Source organism: Bacillus sp. z26, from assembly GCF_058313635.1.
On the sequence record NZ_JBZFQM010000001.1, the window covers coordinates 1011261 to 1023778 of the forward strand.

Annotated in this window: 9 protein-coding genes; 7 read left to right on the plus strand and 2 right to left on the minus strand. The window is 42.1% G+C overall.

Annotated elements, in window-relative coordinates:
• Nucleotides 1-102: 102 nt before the first annotated feature.
• Nucleotides 103-705 carry a 30S ribosomal protein S4 gene (rpsD, locus tag AC4G3K_RS04750; RefSeq protein WP_491076126.1) on the plus strand — a complete coding sequence of 201 codons (603 nt, stop codon included), beginning with the start codon at nucleotides 103-105 and terminating at the stop codon, nucleotides 703-705.
• Nucleotides 706-1261: 556 nt separating this feature from the next.
• On the opposite strand, the gene AC4G3K_RS04755 is transcribed toward rpsD, so the two are convergent.
• Nucleotides 1262-2878: a glycosyltransferase family 4 protein gene (locus AC4G3K_RS04755; RefSeq protein ID WP_491076127.1), complete on the minus strand. Its 1617-nt coding sequence runs from the start codon at nucleotides 2876-2878 to the stop codon at nucleotides 1262-1264.
• A gap of 429 nt (nucleotides 2879-3307) precedes the next feature.
• Between AC4G3K_RS04755 and AC4G3K_RS04760 the strand changes: the two genes are divergently transcribed.
• The 4 genes from AC4G3K_RS04760 (at nucleotide 3308) to AC4G3K_RS04775 (ending at nucleotide 7959) form a co-directional block, all read left to right on the plus strand.
• Entirely contained in the window at nucleotides 3308-5305 is a 1998-nt protein-coding gene (locus AC4G3K_RS04760; protein WP_491132601.1) for an exosporium glycoprotein BclB-related protein, read from the plus strand.
• A gap of 368 nt (nucleotides 5306-5673) precedes the next feature.
• Nucleotides 5674-6258, plus strand: coding sequence for an alpha-helical endospore appendage domain-containing protein (locus AC4G3K_RS04765; RefSeq protein ID WP_491076129.1), 585 nt, complete (start codon nucleotides 5674-5676; stop codon nucleotides 6256-6258).
• Between the two features lie 106 nt (nucleotides 6259-6364).
• Nucleotides 6365-6835, plus strand: a complete 471-nt coding sequence (locus AC4G3K_RS04770; RefSeq protein ID WP_491132602.1) for a hypothetical protein — start codon at nucleotides 6365-6367, stop codon at nucleotides 6833-6835.
• Nucleotides 6836-6888: 53 nt separating this feature from the next.
• Nucleotides 6889-7959, plus strand: a complete 1071-nt coding sequence (locus AC4G3K_RS04775; RefSeq protein ID WP_491076131.1) for a glycosyltransferase family 2 protein — start codon at nucleotides 6889-6891, stop codon at nucleotides 7957-7959.
• 335 nt (nucleotides 7960-8294) lie between these two features.
• Here the strand turns inward: AC4G3K_RS04775 and AC4G3K_RS04780 are convergent, their stop codons facing one another.
• Entirely contained in the window at nucleotides 8295-9377 is a 1083-nt protein-coding gene (locus AC4G3K_RS04780; RefSeq protein WP_491076132.1) for a glycosyltransferase family 2 protein, read from the minus strand.
• A gap of 225 nt (nucleotides 9378-9602) precedes the next feature.
• On the opposite strand from AC4G3K_RS04780, the gene AC4G3K_RS04785 reads away from it, so the two are divergent.
• On the plus strand, nucleotides 9603-9905 hold the full coding sequence (locus AC4G3K_RS04785) for an alpha-helical endospore appendage domain-containing protein (protein ID WP_491132603.1): 303 nt from the start codon (nucleotides 9603-9605) through the stop codon (nucleotides 9903-9905).
• A 345-nt stretch (nucleotides 9906-10250) separates the two neighbouring features.
• A complete protein-coding gene (locus AC4G3K_RS04790) occupies nucleotides 10251-12443 on the plus strand; it encodes an alpha-helical endospore appendage domain-containing protein (RefSeq protein ID WP_491132604.1) in 2193 nt (730 codons plus the stop codon).
• Nucleotides 12444-12518: the final 75 nt, after the last annotated feature.

The window sequence follows — 12518 nt, forward strand, 5'->3', positions numbered from 1 at the left end:
TGCTGCTAGGGCGAAGGTACATGAAAATGAAATGGCAGTAATGATTGTAAACAGCGGTTTTTATTTTACAAAAATAAAAACATTTCAAGGAGGAGTCCTCTTATGGCTCGTTATACAGGTCCAAGCTGGAAATTATCCCGTCGTTTAGGTATTTCCCTAAGCGGTACAGGTAAAGAATTAGAAAAGCGTCCTTACGCTCCAGGACAACACGGTCCTAACCAACGCAAAAAGATTTCCGAATACGGTTTGCAATTGCAAGAAAAACAAAAACTTCGTCACATGTACGGTGTGAACGAACGTCAATTCCGCACAATGTTTGATCGTGCTGCTAAAATGCCTGGTAAACAAGGTGAAAACTTCATGATTCTTTTAGATTCTCGCCTTGATAACATTGTTTACCGTTTAGGTTTAGCACGTACTCGTCGTCAAGCACGTCAGCTTGTAAACCACGGACATATCTTGGTTGATGGACGTCGCGTAGACATCCCATCTTACCGTTTAGCTCCTGGCCAAGTTATTGGCGTACGTGAAAAATCCCGCAACCTTGATATCATCAAGGAAGCAATCGAAGTAAGCAACTTCGTACCTGACTACCTAACTTTCGATGCTGACAAGTTAGAAGGTACATTCACACGCTTACCTGAGCGTTCTGAATTACCAGCTGAAATTAACGAAGCTCTTATCGTTGAGTTCTACTCTCGTTAATTAATACGCTTTGTAAATAGCGTAAGTAATAGCCCTAGAAACCTTGTTCAATCATTGGTTCTAGGGTTATTTTTTTCTGTATTATAGAATATGTGATTCTCCCCCAATGCTTGCCGAGGGCGGAATTGTTAACCGACTACTTAAAATGGATAGACAGACGCTTATCTATTTTTTAATCAGTTGCCAATGAATTTGTAAATAGTCCTTCTGGAAGAATAACAGGACAGTAGCCTTTTGAACTTTAATTACATACCAATATCCTCTGCTCATATAAGATTAAATAATGTTGAGTTGGTATTCCTAATAAGGACAAGTTGTAGCCAATTGAAAAATGTTGATCATTTTGCAGTGAAACAATCCCAATATATTTTTCTCAACAAGAAAAAGCCCACTATGAAAAGAAGGCTTTAAGAGTATGCATTATTAATCATGTACTTTTCCAAATTTCCAGACTGGTACCTTCTTGCTGAATTTAACCTTTAAAGCATCTAACATTGTCTTTCTATTAAAGTGACTTACAAATAAAAAAATAAAGGAAGCGCAAAAAAATAGTACCCTAAATCAAATTCCGCATGTATTCTTCAATTTTTAAAATAGAATCTTCATACCGCAGCGACAGTGCTGTCTCCCTTCCTTTTTCACTTAAAGATTTCCGTAGTTCTTTATCTTTTAGTAGTCTTTCTAAATGATTAGCGAATTGTTCAACATCCCCTGGATCTGCTAATAGACAATTATGCTCGGATACCGCATAATCCCTTACTCCGCCACAATCTGACGAGATGACAGGCGTTCCGCATGACATTGCTTCTAAAGGAGGCAATCCAAATCCCTCATACCATGATGTAAATAAAAGTAAATCTGCTTCCTGATAATTTTGAATGAGCACTTCTTGACTTGGATGTACAATTGTTTCAATTGGAAAAGTCGTATGATTAGATGGAGGTGATTGGCACACCCACTTCACGTGAAAACGCAATCCTCGATCCCAAACTAATTGCAGGGCATTAATTGCATCGATAAAAGATTTAAAACGTAAATGTGGATTCCCAACTAATAACACGGTCAATAAATCTTTATCTTCCTTTTTTTCAATTGGTTTATATACATTGACATCTATTCCAATCGGAATGACCTCGGATGTAATCCCGAATCGGGCCTTTAACGAACGAGATACAAATTTCGAAATACTTGCAATAGGTATATCTGACCTATAACATGACTCCAAGTACAATTTTATATTATTAAATTTGTTGTATTCTGGAACATCGCCAAACAACAATTCATGCCCTTGTTCATAATAGAAAACAGGTGTATTTATATCTTTTAATTCTAATAGTTGTGGATACCAGCCTGCGACTACAACATCACAGTCATCCACATATTTTTTAAAATGTTCATAAGGTGGAATAATCACTTCACGATCTACTTCTATATCAGTCCATGGCGGCAATGCTCTTTGCCCTTCCAGGTTTCCTCGATAATAGACTGTAACATGGTGACCTTTACTTCTCAGCATTTCCATCTGAGCCAATAACATTTTAAGTCCACCAGTTAAATTTCGATGAGGCAACAGGTAGCCGATTTTCATGGGACTATTCTTTCCTTTAAAAGACTTCCTCCTATTCGTAGGATAAAATTTAAAGATATTGGCACCATTATTGCCAACCATCACTTGACTGAATTGAAAATCATAATCAATAAAATCGACTATATTCCATCGACTTTTATGTGTTTCGAGTATATTTCCTAAGTATTCTCCTTGGGGTGCCGGCATAATCGGAGTAGATACAATTAAAGATTTATTTGTAACTTCCAATAATTTATCGATTATGCGTAAGCCTTCTTCCTTATCAAAATGTTCTAAAACATCAATTAATAAGAGTGTGTCATATTTCTGTATTAAGGTAGGTAACACAGAATGAATATCACCATAATACATTTTATTATATACATAATCATGAATTGGGTTATTATAGCCTTCAAACCCTTCGATCCCATCCAGTTGCAGATGCCAGGTTTCCTTATCATAACGTTCGTATGGTATGTCAATGCTTTCACGCAGTAAGACACCGTATTTACCAAATCCCACACCTATATCGAGGATCGATTGAGGACCATCCATAAAAACTAAATCAATGATAGCTGGAACTGCTTGATACCAACTTGTCGGCAAATTTACACCTCCTCTTTAGTCGAAAAGCTTAAGTTCTACGCTCCGCAAAATTATAAGCATCTTTAAATTTTTCCGTAGTAGCTTCTTCATCTTTTACGGTCATGCATAAACTAGCTATGAGCATCTTACACCTCCACACGCTCTCCTCCTAAGTGTATGTTTCCATAACTTGTCTCATGATTATTAGACTAACCTCTGTTTATAGAAGAATAGCTTCCTTCAGAGGGTATACCCAGGTGTTATTGTTTTTGAAAGGCTCTTTTCGTTAAGATTGTTGCTCCTGGAGTAAATTCTATACTTTATTAACAATAGAAGAGGCATTTAGCTTATACACTCTCTTCTTACCTGAATAGATTATATACAGGACAATCCTTGTTTTATCATTCGAGTTAGGAAGGACTGTTCAAGAAATTATAAAGGAGAAATCATATGTCACAACCAAACATCCCCAATATTTCCCCTGCTATTACAATTACAAGGGATGATGCCATTAACCTACTCTTAGCCTCCATTGCCATGGAAGAACTAGGGCTCGCCCATATTATTAATGCCGAAGGAGAAAAACTTCAGTACGCACTTGGCACATTACCTGGTTTGACTCCACTAGCTTCCTTAGACGATATCTTGCAAGTTAATACCAGTGTGCAAGATACACTGGAATTAGCGATAAAAAAAGAACTACTACTAGACAGCAAATTAAGGCAAGTGACTGAAATTACGGATGGAAATGGGCCTACGGGCGCTACGGGGGCTACTGGAGTCACTGGACCTACTGGCGACCCTGGTGCTACTGGACCTACTGGACCTACTGGACCTTCCGGCGATCCTGGTGCTACTGGATCTACGGGCGCTACTGGACCTACCGGCGACCCTGGTGCTACTGGACCTACTGGACCTTCCGGTGACCCTGGTGCTACTGGACCTACTGGTGCTACTGGACCTACCGGCGACATTGGAGCTACCGGTGCTACTGGACCTACCGGCGACATCGGGCCTACTGGGGCTACTGGACCTACTGGCGACATTGGAGCTACTGGTGCTACTGGACCTACCGGCGACATCGGGCCTACTGGTGCTACTGGACCTACCGGCGACATCGGACCTACTGGGGCTACTGGACCTACTGGCGACATCGGAGCTACTGGTGCTACTGGACCTACCGGCGACATCGGACCTACCGGCGCTACTGGACCTACTGGAGTCACTGGACCTACCGGCGACATCGGACCTACTGGTGCTACTGGACCTACCGGCGACATTGGAGCTACTGGCGACATTGGAGCTACCGGTGCTACTGGACCTACTGGCGACATCGGACCTACTGGTGCTACTGGACCTACTGGTGACATTGGAGCTACCGGTGCTACTGGACCTACCGGCGACATCGGACCTACCGGCGCTACTGGACCTACCGGCGACATTGGAGCCACCGGCGCTACTGGACCTACTGGCGACATTGGAGCTACCGGTGCTACTGGGCCTACTGGTGACATTGGAGCTACCGGTGCTACTGGACCTACTGGCGACATCGGACCTACCGGCGCTACTGGACCTACTGGCGACATTGGAGCTACCGGTGCTACTGGACCTACTGGCGACATCGGACCTGCCGGCGCTACTGGACCTACCGGTGACATCGGACCTACTGGGGCTACTGGACCTACCGGCGACATCGGTCCTACTGGGGCTACTGGACCTACGGGCGACATTGGACCTACGGGCGCTACTGGATCTACTGGAGTCACGGGACCTACCGGCGACATTGGACCTACCGGTGCTACTGGACCTACCGGCGACATCGGACCTACCGGTGACATCGGACCTGCCGGTGCTACGGGACCTACTGGCGACACTGGCGCTACTGGACCTTCTGGACCGACCGGCGACACTGGCGCTACTGGACCTGGTGCTATCATTCCATTTGCCTCTGGCATACCTTTGATACTCACTACTGCACTAGGCGGAGTAGCTGATACGACAGGTCTTGTAGGGTTTGGAAATTCAGTAGCCGGGATTAGCCTTCTTGGAGGGCTTATCGATCTCACAGGTACTGGTGGAACTGGAACTCTCCTAAACTTATCCTTTTCAGTTCCGCGTGACGGAATTATCACATCAATTGCAGCTTACTTCAGCACTACAGCGGCACTGGCTCTTGTAGGATCTTCTATAACGATTACAGCACAGTTATATAGATCAACCACTCCAGATAATATCTTTAGTCCAATTCCTGGAGCTTTAGTAACATTAGCCCCATCACTCACAGGTTTAGTTGCAATTGGTGAGATTAGCAATGGTCTTACTACAGGATTATCGATTCCGGTTGCACCAGAAGATCGTCTACTATTGGTTTTCTCTATCACGGCTACTGGTCTTTCTTTAATAAATACTGTCTTAGGTTATGGAAGTGCGGGTCTTGTAATTAGTTAATCCCATTAATAAGAATTGAATTTATTTGAAACTCTAGGAATATCACCTTAGCTGGTGGTATTCCTTTTTTAATTATCTAGATAATTAAACATGAAAACTACACAATTTTAAATAGAGGGAGAGAAAACTTTCTACGGATGAACGGATGAATCCTTTCCCGAACTAGCACCTAATTATTTGCCTTGAATACAATGTTATATAGTTAGGTGGTTATCACATCATGGTTCTTTAGAGATCACTATATTTTGTAATCTTTGTAATGAACTTTAATATTTCTAAATAATAATAGAATGTCGCTACTAGAAATAACTTGATCGTTTAACCTGGCTATTTCTGAACAAGACAAAATAAAGAAAGTGGTGAAATTTATGTCTCTCCCTAATATACCGAATATTACACCAGTAATTTCACTAAATCGCTGCGACACTATTAATTTACTTCTATCTTCTATAGCTTTAGAGGAGATTGGCTTGTCCCATATACTAAATGCAGAAGGAGAAAAACTTCAAGCATTTCTTAAATGTTCCCCCAAAAATTCAAATGATTTTTTGGACATTAATGAAAGCGTAAATAAGACACTTCGTACAGTTGTGAAATCTCAAATTTTGCTGGAATTTAAACTAGATGACGTTATTGATCTAGCTAGAAAAGCACATTGTAAAGATGAATGTGGCGATGATTGCTATAAGCATCATAGAAAACACCATAATAAAGATGAAGATTGCGAGGATTGTCATAAGGATCACAGAAAACATCATAATAAAGATGAATATTGTGAGGATTGTGGTAAGGATCATAGAAAACATCATCCTGTAGATGAATGTTGTGAGGAATATTATGAGGAATATTGTGAGGATTGCCGTAAGAATCGTGGTAAACACCATACTAAAGATGAATATTGCGAGGATTGTCGTAAGAATCATAGTAAACATCATACACAAGAATTCTTGTAATCATTGTAAAGACGGAACACTGGGATGAGATGTTTAAGATGTGATGTGAGCCTATATAAAAATTCTCCATATTATTAAATACTACCTCATAAAGAAAGGAGAGCAATTGAAAATGGATGATGTCATAGCTCATAAAAATGGAGAATTAGAGTATATAAATTTCTTTCATTCTTTTTTACTATTTCTAACTAAAACATTCGACTCCATTTTATCTCATGAATCGTTACCTTTCAAAGAAAGCAATCAAATGGAACGGAATGTTATGACCTCCCTCTCTTTATTGTGGACTTTGCATGTATCCATTTTTTCCAAAAGAATATTAAATTCTAAAGCTTCACACGAAAAGTCAATCCTACAAACCTTTGATGAAAATCAATCAGAAACGATTCTGCCTCTTCTTCAACAATTAAAGAAAGAAATTGAACAATATCCTTTTTTTAACAAAAGTTATAAGATCCAATGCGAATATATGTTAGAACAAATTCTTCAATATTATCATTTAAAATCTACTGCCACATCTATCATAGTAGAATCAAATCTTAAAGCTCCTCCTCCCTGGTTATTAAAGAACTTTTAAACAGGATGGTTATAATTAGAACACCTTATAGGACATCTTTAGGAAGTGAGTTTATGAATAATTATCCATCAATTACTCTCTGTATGATTGTGAAAGATGAAGCTGATTGCATTAAGGATTGTTTAGAAAGTGTCAAAGGAATAGTTAGTGAGATTATCATTGTAGATACAGGTTCTACAGATCAAACAATTGAAATATGTGAGAATCATGGTGCGAAAGTATATGCTTATGAGTGGAAAAACGATTTTTCGGATGCACGGAATTATGGATTATCTTTTTCAACAGGAGATTGGATTTTATGGTTAGATGCAGATGAAGAATTAGATGCCGCTAAAAAAGCCCAAATTCCAGAGATTTTAGCAAAGACGAATGCCCAACTACTTTCTCTACCTGTCCTAAATTATTATGGAAAAACAAAACCTGTTGATAACAATGATGCCTATTTGATATACCAATTGCGGCTGTTTCGTAATCATATAAATATTACCTTTCAGAATCGGATACACGAGACAATTGTTCTACCGCCTGAAGTAACGGAGAAAGATATTGAAAACATTGCAGTGCCTATTCATCATTACGGTTATATGCTGGAAGTAACGGAAACGAAACAAAAGGGAAAACGAAACATTCAAATTTTGCAACAAGAATTATCTGATCCTGTGCACAGTCCTTGGATAGAATACCATTTGGCAAGTGAGTTTTATAGGCAGGAAAACTATCAACAAGCATTTCAGTTAGTAAACCAATCCATTTTACTTTTTTTGCAAAACAACCAGATGCCGCCTTCCCTACTTTACAAAATGAAATATGCGATATTAATAGAAACAAATAGTCTGGAAGGTGCGTGGCCAAGTATTGAGAAGGCGCTTCTTCTCTATCCAGATTATGTAGATTTACATTTTTATATGGGCTATATTCTATATAAAATGGAAAAATACACCGAAGCATTACAAGCATTTGAAAAATGCTTGGAACTAGGAGATGATCATACAAAACATCTTGTTTTAAAAGGGATGGGAAGTTTTAGAGCATGGAGATACAAAGGATTGTGTCTTGAACAACTGGGCAAGTTAGATGAGGCACAAGAAGCATATCTGTGCGAAAAGAATACAAAGATGAATTAGTGTTGCATTAAAATATGTTTTTAATATTACAACCCAAAAATTTTCAAAATGAAGACTCTTTATTCCATCCAGAGTCTTCATTGATTTTTCATCTACTCTTTTCCTTTTAAAATAACTTTTCTTAAGTCTATCCGAGAGTGCTGAAAAAATTTCATAAATCTGATGCAAAGCTAAAAAGGCTGCTTTCCGTTCGTCATTGAACGCAAAGCAGCCTTTATTCATGGTCCAATTTAATCCTGTTTCTTTCATGAAATCATAACTCAACTCAGATTGATGGCAAATATGACCATCGAACCTTGAAACTATAACTCTTCTTTACTCAATGTATCTATATCTCATTGATTAATATTTTTAAAAAACTCCTCATTATATTTTACTTTAGCGTCATTCGGCCGAAACTTTTTAGCTTGATTATTATGTTCTTCCGCAAGTCTAATGTCGCCTATTTCCCAATAGCACACACATAACTGAAGATGTGGATACCAGGTTGAGTAAGCCTCTTGCTTAAATCCTTGGTGATCACCTTCCTCTATTTCAATGGCTAAGCGATACCATATTATGGCCTCTCTAAATTTCCTTTTGCCTTTATAGTAATCTCCTAGTCTACAAGAAACTTCCGGGCGTGGAACATCATAACAGATCGACATTACTAATGCTTCTTTTTCTTTCTCTAAATTGCCGAGATTTCTATAACATTCCGCCATATTTATACATGCTCGGATTTCGTCCTCAACCCAGCCTTTTTTTGTCGCTAAAAATGCTTGATAATAAAGAATTGATTTGTGAAACTGAGCATGGTCTTTTAATTCATTTGCATAATAATAAATATCTCTTGGTGTGAATTCTTCTCCGCTTTCCAAGCGATACTCATAAATTTTAAGGTTGCGGTCGCTTTGAATAGATTGAGACGACTTTTCATTTTTTCTGTGTGTTATCGCTATGTCAGCAAAAAAAATATTGCCACCAACTTCTAAATATTCATGGACAGGACCAATCCATTTAAAGTTGTTTTTCCGTTTAACTAGACGATTTCTTCTGAAACTAAAGCTTGGATTTCCATATTCATCAAACGCAATATGATAAATCATTGATACTGCATCAATGGAAAGATCAAGTTTATTTTTTAAACTTTTAAATTTTTGCAGATCCTCTTTAAGGAGAATGTCATCCGCATCTAACCATAAGATATAGTCCATTGTTGCATGGCTGAAAGCAAAATTTCTTGCAGCAGAAAAATCATTAATCCATGGAAAATCAATAACTTTTTCCGTGAAGTCTTTTGCAATGTCCTTTGTCTTATCTGTCGAACCTGTATCAACAATAATTATTTCATCACAAATTTCCTTTACACTGCTTAAACATTGATGTAATACTTCTTCTTCATTTTTCACGATCATACAAAGAGATATTGTATACATTATCCATCACCACCAATTGGAAATTTCTAATAATATATGGTGTTTTAAAATATTTGGAAACCAAGTTAAATATCTTATGCAAGTTAAATCAAAAAAGAACGTAATAATACAAACCATTTCTTTGTACCTTGAATAGTCTAGATAGAACAACTAAGTACGTCGCATAACGCTGGTTAACTATACTGGGTTGTTTAATTAAAAGAAGAAAGAGAGATGTTTTGATGTATGTCCCAGTCAAATATTCCTAATATTACACCAACAATTACAATCGATAGGGATGATGTAATTAACCTGCTCCTTGCTTCCATTGCATTGGAAGAATTAGGGCTCGCTCACATCATTAATGCGGAAGCAGAAAAAATTCAATATGCTCTTGGAACCTTACCTGGATTGACTCCAACAGCTACATTAGCACAATTATTAGCAGTGAATGACAGCGTTGAAGATATACTTGATTTGGTAATAAAGAAAGAATTGCTTTTAGAAAATAAATTAAAAGAAGTAATCAGAATTATTCCTCTACCATGAAAATCTGACTCCAGCATTATTCTCTGGAGTCTTCTTATGTTTCTTGATGTTCTTTTGAGATCCACCCCTAAGCAATACCTTTTTTAGTGGTAAGTAAACTCTAATAAAGATACAAGTAATCCTATCTTTTCAAATAGGCTGCGTACTCACTTCCCATATTCAGATAAAGAATCTGCTCGCTTATTTTTTAATGAAAGAACTGTCAATACTTCCGCTTTATTTACAACTTAAGGGACATTTGACTTACCAGCTTCTCCTCACCTGAATAGAATGTAAACAGAGCAAACCTTTTTTATCATTTACGTAATATGAGGGACTGTTCAAAAAAAGTAAAGGAGAAATCATATGTCACAACCAAACATTCCTAATATTTCCCCTGACATTACACTTACAAGGGATGATGCCATCAACCTACTTTTAGCTTCCATTGCGATGGAAGAATTAGGGTTAGCCCATATCATTAATGCCGAAGGAGAAAAACTACAATATGCACTGGGTACAATACCTGGTTTGACTCCACTAGCTTCGTTAGACGATATCTTGCAAGTGAATACCAGCGTCCAAGATACGCTGGAATTAGCAATGAAAAAGGAGATATTACTAGACAGCAAATTAAGGCAAGTGACTGAAATTACTACTGGAAGTGGACCAACTGGAGCTACGGGGGCTACTGGACCTGCTGGCGCTACTGGTGCTACCGGGGTTACCGGCGCTACTGGTGCTACTGGTGCTACCGGGGTTACTGGCGCTACTGGGGTTACCGGCGACACTGGTGCTACAGGAGCTACTGGGGTTACCGGCGCTACTGGGGTTACCGGCGCTACTGGGGTTACCGGCGCTACTGGGGTTACCGGCGCTACTGGGGTTACCGGCGCTACGGGCGACATCGGACCTACTGGACCTGCTGGCGCTACTGGTGCTACCGGGGCTACCGGCGACATTGGACCTACTGGGGCTACTGGTGCCACGGGCGCTACCGGTACCACGGGCGCTACCGGCGACACTGGGGCTACTGGCGCTACGGGTGCCACGGGCGCTACCGGCGACATCGGTCCTGCTGGCGCGACGGGAGCTACGGGTGCTACCGGCGACACTGGTGCTACAGGTGCTACGGGCGCTACCGGTGACACTGGTGCTACAGGTGCTACGGGCGCTACCGGCGACACTGGAGCTACAGGTGCTACGGGCGCTACCGGCGACACTGGAGCTACTGGTGCTACGGGCGCTGCCGGCGACATCGGTCCTGCTGGCGCGACGGGAGCTACGGGTGCCACGGGCGCTACCGGCGACATCGGTCCTGCCGGCGCTACGGGTGCCACGGGTGCTATCGGCGACACTGGAGCTACTGGCGCTACGGGCGCTACCGGCGACATCGGTCCTGCTGGCGCGACGGGAGCTACGGGTGCCACGGGCGCTACCGGCGACATCGGTCCTGCTGGCGCGACGGGAGCTACGGGTGCCACGGGCGCTACTGGCGACATCGGTCCTGCTGGCGCGACGGGGGCTACCGGCGACACTGGGGCTACTGGTGCCACGGGCGCTACCGGCGACATCGGTCCTGCCGGCGCTACTGGGGCTACTGGCGACACTGGTCCTGCTGGAGCTACAGGTGCCACGGGCGACACCGGTCCTGCTGGAGCTACAGGCGCTACCGGCGACACTGGTCCTGCCGGCGCTACGGGGGCTACGGGCGACACTGGTCCTGCTGGAGCTACAGGTGCCACGGGCGACACCGGTCCTGCTGGAGCTACAGGTGCCACGGGCGACACTGGTCCTGCCGGCGCTACCGGCGACACTGGTCCTGCTGGAGCTACAGGCGCTACCGGCGACACTGGTCCTGCCGGCGCTACGGGGGCTACGGGCGACACTGGTCCTGCTGGAGCTACAGGTGCCACGGGCGACACCGGTCCTGCTGGAGCTACAGGTGCCACGGGCGACACTGGTCCTGCCGGCGCTACGGGGGCTACGGGCGACACTGGTCCTGCCGGCGCTACAGGTGCCACGGGCGACACCGGTCCTGCTGGAGCTACAGGTGCCACGGGCGACACTGGTCCTGCCGGCGCTACCGGCGACACTGGTCCTGCTGGAGCTACCGGCGCTACTGGCGCTACGGGGGCTACGGGGACAGGATTAGCAGAATTCGCGTATATTTATAACCTAACTGCTCAAACGGTTGCAATAGAAGCGGATGTTCCTTTTGATTCAAATGGAGTTCTTACTGCTGGTATTACACATGCTCCAGGAACCCCTTCAATCCTATTTTCCGTGCCAGGTCTATATGAGGTCACTTTTTCCGTGTCTGGTACAGAACCAAACCAATTTGCACTATTTTTAAATGGTACGGAGGTTCCTGGAACAGTCTACGGTTCAGGTGCTGGTACACAGCAAAATAGCGGGCAAGCAATTTTTGCCATAGCAGCTGGCCAAACTCTTACTCTTCGCAATCATTCTTCTGCTTCAGCGATTGGTCTTGCGAGCGTAGTCGGAGGCACACAAGCAAACGTAAATGCTTCTGTTGTTATTAAGAAATTAGACTAATTTCGAATGTAAGTATAACTCTTGAAAGAAAAATACACCGCCTTCAGATTTCCTACCTGCTGGCGGTGTATTTTT

Coding starts and splice junctions, on each gene's coding strand:
- AC4G3K_RS04760 (WP_491132601.1), top strand. CDS start 3,308: ATGTCACAACCAAACATCCCCAATATTTCCCCTGCTATTACAATTACA.
- AC4G3K_RS04790 (WP_491132604.1), top strand. CDS start 10,251: ATGTCACAACCAAACATTCCTAATATTTCCCCTGACATTACACTTACA.
- AC4G3K_RS04775 (WP_491076131.1), top strand. CDS start 6,889: ATGAATAATTATCCATCAATTACTCTCTGTATGATTGTGAAAGATGAA.
- AC4G3K_RS04780 (WP_491076132.1), bottom strand. CDS start 9,377: ATGTATACAATATCTCTTTGTATGATCGTGAAAAATGAAGAAGAAGTA.
- AC4G3K_RS04785 (WP_491132603.1), top strand. CDS start 9,603: ATGTCCCAGTCAAATATTCCTAATATTACACCAACAATTACAATCGAT.
- AC4G3K_RS04765 (WP_491076129.1), top strand. CDS start 5,674: ATGTCTCTCCCTAATATACCGAATATTACACCAGTAATTTCACTAAAT.
- rpsD (WP_491076126.1), top strand. CDS start 103: ATGGCTCGTTATACAGGTCCAAGCTGGAAATTATCCCGTCGTTTAGGT.